Annotated in this window: 16 protein-coding genes; 11 read left to right on the top strand and 5 right to left on the bottom strand. The window is 41.9% G+C overall.

The window, feature by feature from the left end; genetic code table 11:
- Positions 1 to 224 precede the first annotated feature (224 nt).
- Genes OCU30_RS17050 through OCU30_RS17035 form a run of 4 tightly spaced genes read left to right on the top strand, consistent with a single transcriptional unit; the run spans position 225 to position 4,292 of the window.
- Positions 225 to 1,178: a YbgA family protein gene (locus OCU30_RS17050; RefSeq protein ID WP_077314774.1), complete on the top strand. Its 954-nt coding sequence runs from the start codon at positions 225 to 227 to the stop codon at positions 1,176 to 1,178.
- Positions 1,168 to 1,959: a MerR family transcriptional regulator gene (locus OCU30_RS17045; RefSeq protein WP_077314775.1), complete on the top strand. Its 792-nt coding sequence runs from the start codon at positions 1,168 to 1,170 to the stop codon at positions 1,957 to 1,959. The genes OCU30_RS17050 and OCU30_RS17045 overlap by 11 nt, the downstream gene beginning before the upstream one ends.
- Before the next feature lie 10 nt (positions 1,960 to 1,969).
- A complete protein-coding gene (gene phrB / locus OCU30_RS17040) occupies positions 1,970 to 3,382 on the top strand; it encodes a deoxyribodipyrimidine photo-lyase (RefSeq protein ID WP_077314776.1) in 1,413 nt (470 codons plus the stop codon).
- Between the two features lie 16 nt (positions 3,383 to 3,398).
- Positions 3,399 to 4,292, top strand: a complete 894-nt coding sequence (locus OCU30_RS17035) for a L,D-transpeptidase family protein (RefSeq protein WP_077315106.1) — start codon at positions 3,399 to 3,401, stop codon at positions 4,290 to 4,292.
- A 73-nt stretch (positions 4,293 to 4,365) separates the two neighbouring features.
- Here the strand turns inward: OCU30_RS17035 and OCU30_RS17030 are convergent, their stop codons facing one another.
- Positions 4,366 to 4,635 (bottom strand): Lpp/OprI family alanine-zipper lipoprotein, encoded by a 270-nt coding sequence (locus tag OCU30_RS17030; RefSeq protein WP_077314777.1) that lies wholly within the window; start codon positions 4,633 to 4,635, stop codon positions 4,366 to 4,368.
- A 333-nt stretch (positions 4,636 to 4,968) separates the two neighbouring features.
- Between OCU30_RS17030 and OCU30_RS17025 the strand changes: the two genes are divergently transcribed.
- Positions 4,969 to 6,309, top strand: a complete 1,341-nt coding sequence (locus OCU30_RS17025; RefSeq protein ID WP_077314778.1) for a DEAD/DEAH box helicase — start codon at positions 4,969 to 4,971, stop codon at positions 6,307 to 6,309.
- Positions 6,310 to 6,393: 84 nt separating this feature from the next.
- Here OCU30_RS17025 and OCU30_RS17020 read toward each other — a convergent pair whose 3' ends face one another.
- On the bottom strand, positions 6,394 to 8,034 hold the full coding sequence (locus OCU30_RS17020; protein ID WP_077314779.1) for a methyl-accepting chemotaxis protein: 1,641 nt from the start codon (positions 8,032 to 8,034) through the stop codon (positions 6,394 to 6,396).
- A 502-nt stretch (positions 8,035 to 8,536) separates the two neighbouring features.
- Between OCU30_RS17020 and sbmA the strand changes: the two genes are divergently transcribed.
- Both sbmA and OCU30_RS17010 read left to right on the top strand, forming a co-directional pair.
- On the top strand, positions 8,537 to 9,811 hold the full coding sequence (gene sbmA / locus OCU30_RS17015) for a peptide antibiotic transporter SbmA (RefSeq protein WP_077314780.1): 1,275 nt from the start codon (positions 8,537 to 8,539) through the stop codon (positions 9,809 to 9,811).
- Positions 9,812 to 9,919: 108 nt separating this feature from the next.
- Positions 9,920 to 10,171, top strand: a complete 252-nt coding sequence (locus OCU30_RS17010; protein WP_077314781.1) for a DUF2999 family protein — start codon at positions 9,920 to 9,922, stop codon at positions 10,169 to 10,171.
- An 87-nt stretch (positions 10,172 to 10,258) separates the two neighbouring features.
- Here OCU30_RS17010 and OCU30_RS17005 read toward each other — a convergent pair whose 3' ends face one another.
- Both OCU30_RS17005 and OCU30_RS17000 read right to left on the bottom strand, forming a co-directional pair.
- Positions 10,259 to 11,509 (bottom strand): MFS transporter, encoded by a 1,251-nt coding sequence (locus OCU30_RS17005; protein WP_205408812.1) that lies wholly within the window; start codon positions 11,507 to 11,509, stop codon positions 10,259 to 10,261.
- Positions 11,510 to 11,757: 248 nt separating this feature from the next.
- Positions 11,758 to 12,183, bottom strand: coding sequence for an organic hydroperoxide resistance protein (locus tag OCU30_RS17000; protein ID WP_077314782.1), 426 nt, complete (start codon positions 12,181 to 12,183; stop codon positions 11,758 to 11,760).
- 242 nt (positions 12,184 to 12,425) lie between these two features.
- Between OCU30_RS17000 and OCU30_RS16995 the strand changes: the two genes are divergently transcribed.
- Positions 12,426 to 13,070, top strand: coding sequence for an epoxyqueuosine reductase QueH (locus OCU30_RS16995; protein ID WP_095532915.1), 645 nt, complete (start codon positions 12,426 to 12,428; stop codon positions 13,068 to 13,070).
- A 50-nt stretch (positions 13,071 to 13,120) separates the two neighbouring features.
- On the opposite strand, the gene OCU30_RS16990 is transcribed toward OCU30_RS16995, so the two are convergent.
- Positions 13,121 to 14,485 (bottom strand): YjiH family protein, encoded by a 1,365-nt coding sequence (locus OCU30_RS16990; protein WP_077315108.1) that lies wholly within the window; start codon positions 14,483 to 14,485, stop codon positions 13,121 to 13,123.
- Positions 14,486 to 14,876: 391 nt separating this feature from the next.
- Between OCU30_RS16990 and OCU30_RS16985 the strand changes: the two genes are divergently transcribed.
- From OCU30_RS16985 to OCU30_RS16975, 3 genes are all read left to right on the top strand, one after another.
- Positions 14,877 to 15,176 carry an isoamylase early set domain-containing protein gene (locus tag OCU30_RS16985; protein ID WP_077314784.1) on the top strand — a complete coding sequence of 100 codons (300 nt, stop codon included), beginning with the start codon at positions 14,877 to 14,879 and terminating at the stop codon, positions 15,174 to 15,176.
- Positions 15,177 to 15,378: 202 nt separating this feature from the next.
- Positions 15,379 to 16,713, top strand: a complete 1,335-nt coding sequence (locus OCU30_RS16980; protein WP_205408813.1) for a peptidoglycan DD-metalloendopeptidase family protein — start codon at positions 15,379 to 15,381, stop codon at positions 16,711 to 16,713.
- 137 nt (positions 16,714 to 16,850) lie between these two features.
- Positions 16,851 to 17,201 carry a hypothetical protein gene (locus OCU30_RS16975; protein WP_077314786.1) on the top strand — a complete coding sequence of 117 codons (351 nt, stop codon included), beginning with the start codon at positions 16,851 to 16,853 and terminating at the stop codon, positions 17,199 to 17,201.
- The last annotated feature ends 281 nt before the right edge of the window (positions 17,202 to 17,482 follow it).

Genomic DNA, 17,482 nt, shown 5'->3' with positions numbered 1-17,482 from the left:
TTGATTATACCTTACCGTGATGTTTCAAAAAAGTTGATTTGATTAACAAACATATATATTTCCCCATAAAACAGCAAGTTATTTAATCGGTTATTTAACTTAACCATATGATAAGTAATGCATTTATTTTTATGTATTAAGGATTTGTACAGTTATTTTATTTGTATAACAAGTTTGCATATGCTATACCTGTACAAAATAACTATTTGTATAACGGTGGTTACATGACAGCACAATCAATTTTAATCGGAATCAGTGCTTGTGTCTTAGGTGAGCAAGTAAGGTTTGACGGCGGTCATAAACGTAATGCGTTTGTGAATGATGAACTAGCCAGTTTTGCGCAATTCTTACCGATATGCCCTGAAGTTGCGATTGGAATGCCCATTCCACGTAAAGCCATTCGATTAATACAAGATGAGGAACGGGTGGCCTTAGTTGAGACCAAAGATGAGTCTCAAGATTATACAGATACAATGAACCAGTTTTCTAAAGATAAGGCCTTAGAGTTAACTTCGCTTCCTCTGTGTGGTTATGTTGTGTGCGCCAAATCCCCGACGTGTGGCATGGAAAGGGTGAAGGTGTATAGGCAGAATTTTGCCGAGAAAGACGGTGTCGGCTTGTATACGCGTCAGCTTCAAGAGCAGCTACCGTGGCTACCGATTGAAGAAGATGGCCGCTTACATGATGACGTATTACGTGAAAATTTCGTGACACGAGTTTTTAGTCTACATGATTTATATGAATCGCTCGGAGACAATCCAACCGTAAAAGATGTCGTTAATTTTCACTCGCGTTACAAATTGATGCTCATGGCACACCATCCACAATCTTACCGATCATTGGGGCGCATGGTCGCCAATATTAAAAACTACGATTTAGGTGAGTTTATTGAAGAATATCGGTTGGGATTAATGAACGCTTTATCTCATCGTGCTAGTCGGAAAAATAATACGAATGTGCTCATGCATTTTCAAGGCTACTTTAAACGAGATTTATCGAAAACACAGAAAGCAGAATTGACTCAAGTTATTCACGATTATCGTAAAGGCGTATTGCCTTTGCTTGCGCCTGTTACGCTGATAAAGCATTACTTAACGATGTATCCCGATGAATACCTAAGTCAGCAACGATACTTAGAACCTTATCCACAGGAGTTGAAATTACGCTATGGCTTGTGAAGAACCATTGTATACCATTCGTGAAGTTTCGGAACTCACTGGTGTAAAGCCTGTGACGCTCCGCGCTTGGCAGCGTCGTTATAATCTAGTGCAACCTCAGCGTACGGAAAAAGGTCATCGTTTATATTTATCAAGTGATATTGCGACGATTCGACAAATTCAAAGTTGGCTGGCAAAAGGGGTCTCTATTGGTAAAGTCAAACCTTTGCTAATGGGCCAGCAATCTGAGGAAGAACTCGATCAGTCTAGTGAACTCGCGGAATGCTCAGTATTACTTGACGCACTGTCAAAATTGCAGCGAACGAAAGCCCATAAAATCATTGCAACGGTATTTAAAGAATACCCGTTAGATTTGGTGGAAACGCAATTTCTCAATCCAGTCATTGAAACGTTAGACCATGTGAAAGGTCCGCAGCGTAGTATTCAAAAAGGACTATTACAATCACTTATGTTGGCGACCTTAGTCGGGATTTTTGAGGCTGAGAATAAAGTTCGTCATAAAGAGCAGTGTTTGTGCATCAATATGGATTCTGCTGGCAGTATTTATGCTTGGCTATGGATGCTGAAACTTTCTGGAAAAGGAGTGAGTATCACGTTTCTCGATGGTATCGAAGATTTATCTGGACTTGTCAGTGAAGAAATACTGGATGCGTATAGCCAAGTAGGCATTTTTTCTAATCGTAGTCTCACCTCAGTACAGTATAACCACATTCGTGATATACAAAAAAACGTGGCGGGAGAATGCTGTTTGTCGGATGTATTAAACACGCTAATAACATAAGGATGTTAGTATGAAGTTAGTCTGGTTGCGCCGTGATTTACGAGCCATAGATAATACTGCGCTCAATAGAGCAATAGAGACTGGGGAATCTGTTATTGCTGTGTTTATTGCGACCCCCAAACAATGGGAAAGCCATCAAATGGCACCAATACAAGCGGATCTCATTTATCGTCGTTTAGCAACATTACAAGCAGAGCTTAATACCTACTCTATACCCTTGTTGTATCGACAGTGTGATGATTTTAGTGAATCTGTTGATGTGCTGATGGATGTGGCCAAGGAAATCAATGCCGATCATATTTATGTGAATAAAGAGTATGAAGTCAATGAGACTCATCGTGATCTTTTGGCCTACCAACGCAGTCAGGATCTTAATATCGGTTGGAGTAGCTTTGATGATAAATGTGTGCAAGCTCCGGGGACGGTGCTGAATCAACAAGGCGAATACTTCAAAGTATTTACACCATTTAAAAAGGCCTGGTTAAAGCAGGTAATCTGGCCGCAAATTGTGAAAACCGCAGCCGCAGAGCCGGTGGCGCAATTATCAAATACGGCCCAGCAATGGTTGTGGTCGCACAACCAAGCTTTTGATTATCCACGGGTAGACAGCAGTGACTATGTGGTTGATTTTGAGGGGATACGTCAGCAGCTACGTTTATTTTGTCACAACACGGTTAATGACTATCAAACTCAACGTGATTTTCCTGCCATGGCGGGAACTAGCCTATTATCTCCCTACCTTGCTATTGGCGCGATATCACCACGGCAATGTATGGCAAGATTACAAGCTGAAACAAAGTCTGGTGAATTAAGTGACGGTGCAGCAACCTGGTTAAGTGAAGTCATTTGGCGTGAGTTCTACCAACATTTAATGTATTTTGAACCGCGATTATGTAAAGGCGATAATTTTCATCAGTGGGCGCGTAACATTGCGTGGCAGCATAATGATGAGCATTTTCAAGCATGGTCTCAAGGTCGTACAGGTTATCCGATTGTCGACGCCGCGATGCGGCAACTCAACAATACAGGCTGGATGCATAATCGATTACGTATGATTGTTGCGAGCTTTCTCACTAAAGATTTGCACATTCATTGGCGTCACGGAGAAACCTATTTCATGCGCCAGCTTATTGATGGAGATTTTGCGTCCAACAATGGCGGATGGCAATGGTCTGCATCGACGGGATGTGATGGTCAGCCGTATTTTCGAATTTTTAATCCGACGACGCAGGGTGAGAAATTTGATCCGCAAGGTGAGTTTATTCGGCGTTGGGTTCCCGAGTTATCAACACTTGACAACAAAACTATCCATCAGCCTTGGAAAGCTCAGAAAAAACTCGATTATCCTCAACCAATCGTTGATCACAAGGCAGAAAGAGCAGTAACCTTAAGCTTATATAAGCAAGCAAAAGGTAATGAATAAAATGGGTCTAAGAGCCATGATCGTATTGGGGGCCGTGCTGAGTGGTGTGAATTTACCAGCACTGGCCACAACCTATGATTTGCCCGTTAAAGACAGTCGTATAGTGGGTAATTTACAATATCATATGGTTAAAAAAGGCGAGTCTATGGCGCAAATTGCGAAGCAATATGACGTCGGCTTTCTAGCATTGATGGCTGCCAATAAAGGCGTCGATCCATTTTTACCCAAAGCTGGATATGTTCTCACCATTCCGTCGCAAATTATTCTTCCCGATGTCGATTATCAAGGGGTTGTCATTAACTTAGCTGAGCTAAGGTTGTATTATTTTGAGCCCAATCAACACACAGTGAGTGTTTTTCCTGTGGGGATCGGTCGTATTGGTCGTGATACTCCGGTAATGAAAACCGCGATCAGCCAAAAGCGCGCTCATCCAACTTGGACGCCACCGCAATCTATTCGAGCTGAGTATGAAAAAAAAGGTAAAACGCTGCCTGCGGTTGTTCCGGCAGGACCAGACAATCCATTAGGGAATTATGCGCTTCGCTTAGCTTATGGTGACGGTACGTATCTCATTCATGGTACTAACAAGAATTTTGGTATCGGGTTACGTGTGAGTTCTGGTTGCATTCGTATGGAGCCAAAAAATATTAAATGGTTATTTAATCAAGTTCATACGGGAACTAAAGTCCGAGTGATTAATGATCCGGTTAAAGTCAGTTTGGAACCTGATCACCATGTTTATCTTGAAGCCCACGAACCTCTGACTCGCAGTAATGGCACCAAAGAGCATTTGGTCGTGCCTGCGGAATTAGGCTGGTGGTTAAAAGAGTTTAATCAATCTAAGAGTCGTTCTAAAGCAGCAATTATGGCCAAAAACGGTGTGCCCGTGAGTGTGGCTTCTCGCGATTAATCTATGTGGCTAAAGTGTTAAGTAAATAAAAAAGAGTCAGCATATGCTGACTCTTTTTGTTATTGAATTCGGATTATTTAGTGTAAGACTGAGCAATATTATCGATGCGTTTGTTCGCACGTTGTGCTTCATCTTGAGCAGCCATGGCTGCATCTGCCGATTGATTTGTTTTCGACGCAAGAGCGGCATGTTCACTTTTCAGTGAAGCCACTTCATCTTGTAGTTGCTCGACTTGATCTGTCAAGTTATCAAGCTTAGATGTGGTTGCTTCATTGGTGCCAGATGCACAACCTGCCAATAACAGTACCGATGACGTTGCTGCAGCCAGTAACATCTTGTTCATAATGAACTCCTTGATTATATCGTTTGTCGCGATAGTGTATCGCAAAAGGTGTAAGTATCTATTACCCCTATAGTGTAGTGCTAAACCTATAAACTCTGCGAGCATAAACGTAAAAATAATCCAAAGATTTCATCAAGAAACCTCTATTTTTTCTTATCTTATGTGAATCTGTGATCTAAGTTCATATTCAGGCTGCTTATACCGCGGCGAAGTGCGCCATATTATTTATGATATTCACTATGCTTAATGCAGGGTTTCGCGGTAATATACGCTGTTTTTAATTGATAGTATTTGCCTGAATGACGCAGGCAGACATTTAACTTGGAGAATCCTTTGCAGTTTAAAGATTTAGGCTTAGATAATCGTTTATTGAAGAACTTGATGCACTATGATTTCAAAACCCCAACTGAAATCCAGCAGCAAGCGATTCCTTATTCTATGTTAGGGAAAGATTTGCTGGCCTCTTCAAAAACAGGATCAGGCAAAACCTTGGCGTTCTTACTGCCTATGCTTCATAAATCCCTTAAAAGTAAGGCATTTTCTGCACGCGATCCTCGCGGTGTTATTCTTGTTCCTACTCGAGAATTAGCAAAACAAGTATACAGTGAGCTGCGTACTATGCTAGCGGGATTTAGTTACACCGCGACGTTAATCTCGGGAGGAGAGAACTTTAACGATCAAGTTAAGGCTTTGCGTCGTTACCCACGTTTTATTGTCGCGACACCTGGGCGTTTAGCCGATCACCTTGATCATCGTTCCCTATTTTTAGATGGCTTAGAGACGTTAGTTTTAGATGAAGCTGACCGCATGCTTGATCTTGGCTTTGCCCCGCAACTGCGCCGTATTCACCGCGCCGCTAAGCACCGTCGCCGTCAAACGTTATGTTTTTCTGCGACATTAGACCATGATCAAGTGAATGATATTGCATCAGAAATGCTCAATGCTCCAAAAAGCATTTCCGTTGGTACCTCTAATTCAGTAGACAAAGACATTACGCAACGTTTTTATCTATGTGACCATTTAGATCATAAAGAAGCTTTGCTAGATCGCATTCTCGAACAAGAAGATTACCGTCAGGTGATTATTTTTACCGCGACGCGTAATGATACTGAGCGATTAACCGATAAGCTTAATGAACGTAAACTGAAAGCGATCGCGCTAAGCGGTAATCTGACGCAAACGCAACGTAATACCATTATGAGTCAGTTTGAAAGGGCCGTATTTAAGATTCTTGTAACTACTGATGTGGCGTCCCGTGGATTGGACATTTCAAATGTGACACACGTGATTAACTTTGATATGCCTAAGCATACTGAAGAATACGTGCACCGAGTTGGTCGTACTGGGCGCGCCGGAAATACGGGCGATGCGATTTCGTTTGTCGGCCCGAAAGATTGGGAAAGCTTGAAACGCGTCGAGCGTTACCTACAACAAGAAATGTCATTTAGTGTCCTTGAGGGATTACAAGGTAAGTTTAAAGGCATTAAGCCGGCGAAAAAACCAGTGAGTAAAACCCAGGCTGGTCATGCTGGTGCACAGAAAGCCAAGCCGAAAAAAGTGACTAAAAAGCCAGTTAAGCGCGATAAAAGTTTCTATAACAATGTGGATGTGGGCGATAATGTTTTCATTCCTAAAAAGAAAAAAGCGCCCGTCATTGATGATGATAACGAATAAGCTACGCTAGAATAGCTGGACAACATTCTAATATAAAAAAGGCAACGATAATTCGTTGCCTTTTTGTTATTCAACCATTAAAGATTAAATCGTAAATTTATTGAGTTCGTGATTTTGTTGTTCAGCTAAACTAGATAACTCTTGGCTTGCAGCGGCTGATTGCGTAATGCCGGCCACATTCTGACTAACCAGTTCGTAAATATTGGTGAGGTTTTTATTAATATCTGCCGTAACGTGGCTTTGTTCTTCAGATGCACTGGCGACTTGCGTATTAATGCCCGTTAGTTCGTTAATTGTCTCGTGAATACGATTAAGGAACTGACTTAACTGTGTTGCCATTTCTTGGCTTTCATTTAATGTATCAAGGGTAACAACCATGCTGCTGTTCGCGGTGCCTGATTGTGTTTGTAGCTCTTCAATAATCGTTTGAATTTCTTTGGTTGAGTCTTGAGTACGCGCTGCAAGCATACGAACTTCATCGGCCACAACCGCAAACCCTCGACCTGATTCACCCGCACGCGCTGCTTCAATGGCCGCATTCAGTGCTAAGAGGTTGGTTTGTTCTGAGATACTTTGAATAACTTCTATGACTTGGCCGATTTTCTCTGATTGGGTTTTTAAACTACTGACCACATCAGCCGCTGCAGTTAATTGTCCCATCATCTTGTCATTGGCTTGCTGGCTTGATGCAAACATTTCTAAACTTTCTTCAGTGGCTTTTTTGGCAAGTATCGCTGCGTTATCAGCTTGGTGAGCGTTATCGGTCACATTTCTAGCCGTGCTCTCGAGCTGATTAACGGCAGATGCCACTTGTTCCACCTCGTGTTTTTCTTGATCTGAGTTGACCGACGATTGGGTCATGACTGCAGCCAGTTCAGTTGATGCTGATGCCACATCTTCACTGACACGTACTAATGAACCCATGGTGTTTCTTAAATGACTGACCGTTGCATTGATATCTTTCGCTAATCGAGACAGTTCATTATTCCCTTCAACTTGCGCAGTAACGGTAAGATTGCCAGACGACACAGCATTCATCACGTTTTGTAGCTTTTGAATTGGTGCGACAATGATACTAGCAAGTATCCACGTTGCCCCTGCCGCAAGCAGCAAAATGACAAGTAACCCAATGACCGTATTATCCATCACGCTGCTAGAATGCTGCGAATTGGTTTTCATTTCCTGTAAGGAATGGTCATTTAGGCGTGATGATAAGGCTTCAATTGCTTGAACCATATCTTGACCTTTCTTGCGATACTCTGCAGATGCATTGTTATAACGCTGTTCCAATGCCCGATCCATTCCACTGTTATGCTTTTGTTTTAGTAATGGCATCATGGTTTGTACTGAAAAGCGCACATATTCGTCACTTGCACGGCGTAACGCTTGTGTTTCATTGCGTATCGCTGGAATGGCGTTTAGTTGATCTAATCGCTGATGCGTGTCGTCTAGCTTTTTGTTCAGATTCATTTCTAACGCATTCAAATCGTCTGTACGGAATAGACTGTAGATCGCTTTAATACGCATCGCATACGTATTATCGATAACATGAATGACAGCTTCTTTATTTTCAATCAAGTTTTCCGTCGATGTGGTGGCTTGATGAAAGCTATTTTTTAGAGTCGATGTGCTGTACATAATGCCTGCAAGTAAGAGCACCATGGTGATAATCACTGGTACAACAACTTGCAACTTGATAGACAAGTTACCGAGCATTTGGCGCATAAGTGGGGGTCCTTTTATTCTAAATAGAAAAATGTAAAAAAAATGGTAAAGCCTAATTATATCTATCTACCATCAAAAAATAGGTATTGAGCAAAAGACGGCAATTCTGCCGTGAGAATGGATTTTAATCAACTAGATATTTGTTAAAAATAAATGATATTAAATCATGTTTTTATATTGATTATCTTATTTTTATAGGTCATTTTCTTGCTTGCATCATAATAATTACGTCAGAGATAGAAAATCAGAGTTTTATGCTCAAGTATTGTAAATCAACGATGATACACAACCTATAATCTCTAACAGCTCGGTCAATTGAGTTGATATTTATTTTTTTCATAGTTTACCGTTGACTAAATACATACTTATTGTTAATCCTTTCGGGCTATGATGATTGATTTAGTTGGAATTTTTTTCATTTAAACCAGTCTGAGGTATTATTTACTTTTCTCACGGAATGAGTGTTGATTTTCGTGACTCACTTTTATGGAATGCGCCCTATATGTTTCGCTCTTTTTTTCCTAACCCCAAATGGTTTTTTAGTTCTTTTATAATGTGGTCTTTGCTATGCATTATTGCTTGGTATGTGGCCATTAAAGGTATGGGAACAATGCTCAGTGTTGGAGAGTGGTTTGGCTACGGCTTTCCAACGGTTCCACAAAACGGTGCTAGCGACGCGGTGCAAAGCGCTTATCAAGAAGCATACAGTCGCGCATTAGACGGATGGCTCTATCAATATATGCTGGTATGCTTTGGCCTTTTTGTCGGCGTATGGTTGCAGTTGACGGATAACCCGTGGGCAAAATGGTCGGTTGCTGGCTCTGCTTTGATTGTGTTTATCGTTTGGTTTCAGGTTGAAGTCAGCGTTAGCCTAAATAATTGGTACGGTGATTTTTATAATTTAATCCAGCAAGCGCTAGGTCATCCGGGGAGTATTAAGCTCAGCGAGTTTTATGGGCAGCTCACTACAGTAGGAGTGTTATTGATGACCGCAATCATGGTTGCCGTCTTCAACGCTTTTTTTGTGAGTCATTATGTGTTTCGTTGGCGCACCGCATTAACTGAATACTATACATCAAAGTGGCAAAGAGTACGGCATATTGAAGGTGCATCACAGCGTATTCAGGAAGATACGATGCGATTCGCGAGTATTGTAGAAAACCTCGGTGTCAGCTTTTTGAATGCGGTGATGACCTTAATCGCCTTCTTGCCTATTTTATGGCACTTATCTGCGAAAGTGACGGAATTACCGATTGTTGGACATGTCTCGCAAGGACTGGTATTTGTTGCGATTATTTGGTCAGTGATTGGCACCGCACTGCTAGGTATTGCGGGTATTAAGCTGCCGGGTCTTGAGTTCAAAAACCAGAAGGTAGAAGCCGCTTATCGTAAAGAGCTGGTTTACGGGGAAGATTATGAACATCGAGCCGAGCCGAAAACATTAAGGCAGTTATTTGGCGATGTACGCTTTAGTTACTTCAGACTATATCTTCATTATGTGTATTTTAATGTCGTTCGTTATGGTTACTTACAGTTTGGCAACTTTATTCCGCTCATTGTGTTAGCACCATCTATCGTGGCGGGGGCTTTCACGCTCGGAACTATGCAACGTATTATGAATGCGTTTGGTAAAGTCGAAGATTCGTTTCAATACTTAGTCAACTCATGGACAACGATTGTTGAGTTACTATCAATTTATAAGCGCTTGAAAGCGTTTGAGCAAGCGATTCATTATGAGGCGTTGGATGAGCTTGAGTTTGAAACTATCGACGATTAATGTGCGAAAAAAGTAGGCGTTAACATTGCCAGCATATGACTGGTAGTACACACAAGTGTGCAGCAGTGATAAACTGCTAACTTATATAATCAGTTGAAAGGTAGAAAAATGAATCCAATTATTGCGGTATTAAAAGAGAACAATGTAAGCGATGCGCAAATTACAGAAGTATTTGAAGCCTTGACACAAAACCCAATGGCGGCAATGACGACTATTAGTCAATTAGGACTACCTCAAGATCAGTTACAGCAAGTGATGGCAGAGGTGATGCAAAATCCAGGGTTGATTAAAGAAGCGGTTGATGAATTAGGCTTGGACTTTTCGAAAGTAGAAGCGGCGAAAAGCCAGTATCAGCCATAAACTGATATAGGATATAGAAGCTCGCATACTTAAAAAGGTCGTGATTTATCACGACCTTTTCGATTTAATGCGCACCATCAATATGAGTTATTGCAGTTCTGAGCCTTTTAGTTCTTTCACTAAAAAAATGGTCGCAATCATATCGATGATATAAATCCCGGCCAGGAGAATAATCGCATACTGAAATGAATACAGTGTCGCGATAGCGCCGATGACCATAGGGCCTAATCCGCCAATGGCTCGACCAATGTTGAATAACACATTTTGAGCAGTAGCACGCACTTCTGTTGGATATGATTCTGAAATTAGAGCCCCATAGCCACCAAGCATCCCGTTGACAAACATCCCTAATAAGGCACCCGCCCATAGCATGGTATAAGGATCGGTGAGCTGAGAATAAACCATAACCATGACAGCGGCACCAATCTGAAACACAATAAAGCTAGGTTTACGTCCAATTCGATCGGCTAGCTGACCAAACACCCAGATACCAAACATCATGCCTAGGATCGTCACACTTGTCCATACAGCAGAACGAGTTAAACCGAATCCTAATTGCTTTGCCAAAAATGAAGGCATCCAGATCATGATCCCATAATAACCAAAGTTCTGAACTGAGGTTAAAATAGCAATTCCGGTGCTAATTTTTATGGTGTCTTTATCTTTAATTAGTAGCTTAAATGATGTAGATAAAGAAGGTTTAGGAGATTTTTGCGATTGTGTGAATACGTCAGGTTCGTGCAAGCGATGACGAATAAACCAGGCTATCAGAGCCGGAATTACCCCAACTAAAAACATGCCACGCCACCCGATTGTAGGTAAAAGTAATGGTGTTAATACAGCGGCTAATAAAACACCGACTTGCCAACCTAGAGCAACATAAGAAGAAACACGCGAACGGTATTTTGATGGCCATGCCTCTGCGGCGAGTGCCATTCCTATACCAAACTCACCACCTAAACCGACCCCTGCTAAAGTACGATAAATTAATAAGTCCCAGTAGCCTTGTGCAAAGGCACATAAACCAGTAAAGACAGCAAACATAATAATGGTCCATGTGAGTAAACGAACTCGACCAAAGCGATCACTCAATGCGCCAAAGACAATCCCTCCGATAACCGCACCGACTAATGTCCAAGTGACTAACGCGCCGGATTGTGCGGTAGATAAAGAAAGATCCGATGCTATAGCGTTAAGCATGAAACCTAAAATCAGCAGATCAAATCCATCCATGGCATAGCCAACGGCAGAACCGAGCATTGCTTTCCAGCTATATTTGTCAACGGTAAGTTTCTGTATCGGCGGGGTTGACGGTTCATTATTACGTATTGATTCCACATTATCTCCTTTTAGTGTGGTTAATCCTGGGCAAGTTTTTTGGCACTAAAGAAGGTGATGTTGATCACACGAGATTGATCTTTAGCGCGCGTATACTAGCGAAGTTCATGCCTAAAAACTACATAATCAATGAAGAGAAAGAGAAAGAGAAAGAGAAAGAGAAAGAGAAAGAGAAAGAAAGATGGAGAGACGTAAATATGAAGGCAACGATAAAAGAGGGTAGGCGGGGCACCTACCCTTTAAGCGATTTATACAATAGTGAGCATGACATCAATATTATTTTGCGTCGCATTGGAATATGGACAAACAATATGAGCTTTATCGACGAGCTCTTTGACTTTATCTTTATCAAGGTTTGGCGCATGGATTTTCAACTCGACTTCAATACCAAAACCAGTCGGAAGCGCACCGATACCCACATCACCTGTGACTGTTGTTTCTTTTGGCAGGGCAACCTTTTCTTGAGAGGCGACGAATTGTAGCGCGCCTAGGAAGCAGGCTGAGTAGCCCATCGCAAATAGCTGTTCAGGGTTAGTCCCTGCGCCGCCAGCGCCACCAAGTTCTTTAGGAGTCGATAGCGTTAAATCCAGTTTCCCATCAGTGGTTTTTGCCGACCCTTCTCGGCCACCAGTTGCGGTTGCTTCTGCACGGTATAGAACGTTTTCAATGGACATAAAGCCCTCCTTGATTGGGTGAAAATCTCGTTATTGGTTTTCTATGTATCGTAATGATTCACTAGAGTTTAACCACTTAGAGTGTAGTTAACGTAAACGAGAGTACCAGTTGTCGTTGTCATAGCGGTGTTAGATCATAACTTCTATTACGCGAGGTTTTTTGCTCGAATAATAGTAAATTGGTATCATATGGTTTCTTTTCGTCACAAGACGATTCATGCCTACTCACGATGGAAGCGGTTATGGGTAAACAAACGATAGTTTTAGATACACCAACGCAATCAAATAATGTGTTGCTGCATTCTTGTTGTGCACCTTGCGCTGGCGACGTGATGCAACGTATGGCCGATGCTGGTATTAGCTTTACCATTTTTTTCTATAACCCCAACATACACCCTAAAAAAGAGTATTTATTGCGCAAAGAAGAAAATATTCGCTTTGCAGAGCAGTTAGGTATTCCGTTTATTGATGCAGACTATGATGTGCAAAACTGGTATGAGCGCGTCAAAGGCCTAGAGTGGGAGCCTGAAAGGGGACAGCGTTGTACTGAGTGCTTTGATATGCGCTTTGAGCGTACGGCTCAATACGCGCATGAACACGGCTTCGATACGTTTACTAGCTGTCTTGGGATCTCGCGTTGGAAGAATATGGAGCAAATTAATGATTGCGGTATACGAGCGGCCGCTCGCTTTCCTGAGTTGACTTATTGGACATTCAATTGGCGTAAGCAAGGCGGCGCAAACCGTATGGTTGAACTGGCGAAGCGAGAGCGTTTCTATCAACAAGAATATTGCGGTTGTTCATATTCTTTACGAGATGCAAACCAGTGGCGTGATCAGCAAGGACGTGAGCGTATAAAAATTGGTGTTCAGTATTACGGAGAATGAATAAAAAAACCGCCTGTATGAGGCGGTTTTTTTATACGTCAGGCGGACTTTTAGAATAAGCAATGCGCCACGCCAGCAATGATTGGCAAGGTAATCAAAGTACGCAGAATGAAAATCATAAATAACTCAATAATGTTTATCGGGATTTTACTGCCTAGCATGAGTGCCCCGACTTCTGACATATAAATTAACTGAGTGACAGACATGGCGGCAATGACAAAACGGGTCATGTCGCTCTCAATCGAAGTCGATAAGATCGCGGGGATAAACATATCGGCGAACCCGACGACGATGGTACTCGATGCTTCTACCGCTTCTGGAATTCCTAATAGATGAAGGTAAGGAATAAAAGGTTGCCCAAGTAATGAGAATACTGAGGTATGCTCGGCCAATAACAAAGCTGCGGTTCCCAGTCCCATGACGACAGGTAGTACGCCAAACACCATATCAATTGCGTTATGCACGCCGGCAGCAAAGACTGAGCGTAAAGATTGCACACTCTCGGCTTTCTTTAATGCGAGTGTTAAACCCCATGACCATGCAGTTTCACCTTGTGGTAAATGGTTTGCATCTACTTCTGGTTTTGAGCCATCGACAAAACGATCTTTCTTCCAGCACAAAGGCGGTAGACGTGGAATCACGATGGCAGCAACGAGCCCGGCTAAACAGATCGTTGCGTAAAACGGCAAAAACATTGATTCAAGCCCGACTTGAGCAATGACCACTAAGCTGAATGTAATAGAAACCGCGGAGAATGTTGTCGCGACTACGGCGGCTTCTCGCTGGGTATAAAATTTTTCTTCGTATTGTTTGCTCGTTAATAAGATCCCAACACTACCGTCACCGAGCCAAGAGGCCATACAGTCAATTGCACTGCGCCCTGGTAAATTAAAAATCGGTCGCATTATCTTACTAAGTAGGCTTCCAAAAAGCTCTAACAAGCCAAAGTTTAATAGCAATGGAAGTAATAACCCAGCAAAAATAAACACGGAAAACAGCGTAGGTAAAAGATCCCTTAAAACTAAGCCGCCGGTGTTAGATTCTCTGATCATTTCTGGGCCGATTTGCCAAAACGTCATGACGACGGACACGCTCCCAAATAGGCGTACTACTAACCATATCCAAGATGGATTAAAAAGACTATTCAAGAATGGACGGTTGAGAATAGCACTGGGTTTCGTCAGTTTTACAATGAGTGAGGCAACACCCATAAACGCGACAATCATTGTGATGACAGGGACAAGGTATGCACCTAGTAGTGATTGCAACGACTTGGCCATAACAGCCACAGGAATAGAGAATGAACCCTGATATTGAATAGGGGCCATAAAAAGAAACATCCCAAGAAGAGAAGGGAGTAAAAATCGCCAAAGGGTAGCGGAAGTGATGGGACGTTTGTGTGCGTTGTTCTGCATCATTTATCTCATGTGACTGTGTGGTTTAATTTCTCCTTCCATGGAATATTCATTCACTTAATGTCCTTGTTTAATCGCTTGGGGAGAATATCTATTTTTATTCATAATCGCAATACTATTCACCATTAATATTTAAATATTCAAATTTATCTATTACTAAAAGCAAACGTTACCGTATTATCATTTATAGAGTAATTAGTCACTTATTGACAACGAGCCGGACAGGTAAAGGGGTCAATAAATCAGGATGGAATATGATGATTAACAGTAGGTTGCAGAGGAGTTTGCGTCTTGTCATGGTTAGCACTATTTTTTGACCACAACATTGTGCATATAAAAGAATGACCTATTCTTATGGGGTTGAATGTTTTTTATACAAATGGAGTTTGTCATGATCAATAAACGCTTCTTTAAAACCAAAGATGAAGTCGAAGTGACCTTTGAAATAGAGGTGCCTGATGATGCTTCACAGGTCGCTATTGTCGCTGACTTTCTTGGGTGGCAGCCCGAACCGATGAAAAAAGTACCCAAATCGCATCAGTTTAAATTTAAAACTCGTTTGCCAAAAGATGGCGAATTTCAATTTCGCTACTTAATGGATGGCGATACATGGGTTAATGATCCCCGTGCTGACAACTATATTCCAAATGGTTATGGGGAGGATAATTGCCTTGTTTCCACTCATGATTAAGCCTGCTCTATCAGAAACTGATGTAACCTATACTTTGAGCTAGGGAACTTTTTGTATTAGTTTGCGTACTAAGATTGCATATTATATGGGCGAAAAGGCACTTAATGTGCCTTTTTCATGGATTGTTTTTCATCTCTCGGGTGACATTTTTCTCTGAAAGCCTTAATCTTGGAACAGTTTTATGAATTACACGGGTTAGATTGTGCAAATAAAGTCCCTGCTGCAACGGTTTTCCGAGTTGTCTAAGCGACAAAAAGTCTTAATAATCGGATTTCCGCTGATTGGAATGACGCTCTTATCCTCCGCTTTTCACGACAATGGTCTGCACAAGCAAATAAAAGTTACCATACCTGAGAACCAAGTTGTCGGGTCGATCTTGGATAAACAGTTAGAACAGCAAAAGCAAAAGCAAACACAAAACATACCAGATTATGAATACACCATAAAAAGTGGTGATAACCTAAGTCTGATTTTTTCACGTCTTCATTTTCCGTACAAAGATCTCATGAAGGTAATGGAAACCGACTTGAACTACCTCAAGCTGGATACATTACAGCCGGGTAATACGCTGCGTTTTTGGCAAACCGATGATGGTAAGCACCTAAAGAAGATGGAGCTGGTATTTGATATTGCTAATAGTTCTTCTTACACCTTAAACTCTGATGGTGGTTATGATTATCACGAAGTGAATTTACCAGGTACGTGGAAAAATAGTACCGTTATTGGTGAAATTCATGGTTCGTTTTCGCAGTCAGCGCACCGAGCGGGTTTACATATTGCTGATATTGAACAAATTGTCCAATTATTAAAAGACAAGATTAATTTTGGGCGAGACCTGCGTGCTGGCGACCGATTTGAAGTCGTGCAAGCAAATCAATATGTCAAAGGGCAGTTGACAGGTGTGCGCGAAATTAAAGCGATCAAAATTTTTAATCGAAAGCGTGTTATTGCGGCGTATTTGAATAAAGATGGACAGTACTATGACCGCCATGGGGAAAGCTTACAAAAAGCATTTCGTCGTTATCCAACCAAACGCCGTTATCGTATCTCATCGCCTTATAATCCACATCGTCGCCATCCGATTACTGGACGCATCATGCCTCACTATGGAACGGATTTTGCGACTCCGGTGGGAACGCCAGTATTAACGACAGGTGACGGCGTTGTCACTTTGATTCGCGACCACCCTTATGCTGGGTTATATGTTGTGGTTCGCCATGATAGTACGTATACCACGCGCTATTTGCACTTAAGTAAGATTTATGTGCATCGAGGACAGCATGTCAAACGAGGACAAAAAATCGCGCTATCGGGTTCAACAGGGCGAGTGACTGGACCGCATTTACATTATGAATTGATTATTAAAGGTCATCCTGTTAATGCTATGAAAGCGAAAATCCCAATGGCACGCTCTGTCTCGAAAAAAGATCGTCAGCAATTTATTCATCAGCGTGACAGAATGGATAAACTGCTTGCCGAAAAAGAAGCGTCATTAACTCATAAGTCTGACGCTGATGACGCCGGACAAGACAGCTAGAAAGTCTATGCATAAAAAGGCCTGCACGATGCAGGCCTTTTTTATTTGACAGTATGTCATTGAGAGCACCAGAACAATCAGTACCACTCTTATATCTTTACCGTTATAATCCAATCTACATTGATAGAGGATACATCATGCAACAATCAGATTTTGAAGCACTTGTGGTGCGCTTATGCGCCGATAGCGATTTACCGACGGCTCTTGCAACATTAAAAAACGCTGATGACGAGCAAGTCGCGGAGGCCGCACAAGATCTTACTGGGCAATTCACGTTGGCAGAAGTTGAAGGTGAAGAACGCATTTACCATGTGACATTCGAAACTAATCCGCAAGGTGGACAAGACGAGTTCTTCGAGTACATCATGAATAAAGAAGACGATGTGATTCGCTTTATCGCTTGGTTCTTTGACACTCAATTTGGCGTAAAGCGTAAGGATGTTTATCAAGCGGCAGGGAAAACTTACCAGCAGCCTAAGCGAGCGTAGTGATTGACTCGGCGATGTCTAACTTCTTATAAAAAAAAACCTCCCGTTGGGAGGTTAAAAATGAAGTGCTCAGTGGTTTCTGCCATACCACTAACAAGAAGCACAAACGCTGCCTGCATTTGTACTTATTATAAAGCAGTAAGTATGCCAGTTTTTTTCTTTAGTAATTTCAGTTGGTTATGATTTTGTGGTTGTGTTTCTATCGGCGAATGCCTAGTGGTAGGGCATATTCTGTCTAAATTGGTGCAAAAAAATGGCCTAACGAATGTTAGGCCATGGAT

The sequence above is a fragment of the Vibrio palustris genome, assembly GCF_024346995.1.
In the GTDB taxonomy this organism is placed as follows: domain Bacteria; phylum Pseudomonadota; class Gammaproteobacteria; order Enterobacterales; family Vibrionaceae; genus Vibrio; species Vibrio palustris.
Note: the sequence above shows the minus strand (reverse complement) of the source record. Positions and strands in the feature narration are given on the sequence as shown.

Bases quoted from the DNA above. Each gene is read 5' to 3' on its own strand.
- OCU30_RS17050 (WP_077314774.1), top strand. From the start codon at position 225: ATGACAGCACAATCAATTTTAATCGGAATCAGTGCTTGTGTCTTAGGT.
- OCU30_RS17045 (WP_077314775.1), top strand. From the start codon at position 1,168: ATGGCTTGTGAAGAACCATTGTATACCATTCGTGAAGTTTCGGAACTC.
- phrB (WP_077314776.1), top strand. From the start codon at position 1,970: ATGAAGTTAGTCTGGTTGCGCCGTGATTTACGAGCCATAGATAATACT.
- OCU30_RS17035 (WP_077315106.1), top strand. From the start codon at position 3,399: ATGATCGTATTGGGGGCCGTGCTGAGTGGTGTGAATTTACCAGCACTG.
- OCU30_RS17030 (WP_077314777.1), bottom strand. From the start codon at position 4,635: ATGAACAAGATGTTACTGGCTGCAGCAACGTCATCGGTACTGTTATTG.
- OCU30_RS17020 (WP_077314779.1), bottom strand. From the start codon at position 8,034: ATGCGCCAAATGCTCGGTAACTTGTCTATCAAGTTGCAAGTTGTTGTA.
- sbmA (WP_077314780.1), top strand. From the start codon at position 8,537: ATGTTTCGCTCTTTTTTTCCTAACCCCAAATGGTTTTTTAGTTCTTTT.
- OCU30_RS17010 (WP_077314781.1), top strand. From the start codon at position 9,920: ATGAATCCAATTATTGCGGTATTAAAAGAGAACAATGTAAGCGATGCG.
- OCU30_RS17000 (WP_077314782.1), bottom strand. From the start codon at position 12,183: ATGTCCATTGAAAACGTTCTATACCGTGCAGAAGCAACCGCAACTGGT.
- OCU30_RS16995 (WP_095532915.1), top strand. From the start codon at position 12,426: ATGGGTAAACAAACGATAGTTTTAGATACACCAACGCAATCAAATAAT.
- OCU30_RS16990 (WP_077315108.1), bottom strand. From the start codon at position 14,485: ATGCAGAACAACGCACACAAACGTCCCATCACTTCCGCTACCCTTTGG.
- OCU30_RS16985 (WP_077314784.1), top strand. From the start codon at position 14,877: ATGATCAATAAACGCTTCTTTAAAACCAAAGATGAAGTCGAAGTGACC.
- OCU30_RS16975 (WP_077314786.1), top strand. From the start codon at position 16,851: ATGCAACAATCAGATTTTGAAGCACTTGTGGTGCGCTTATGCGCCGAT.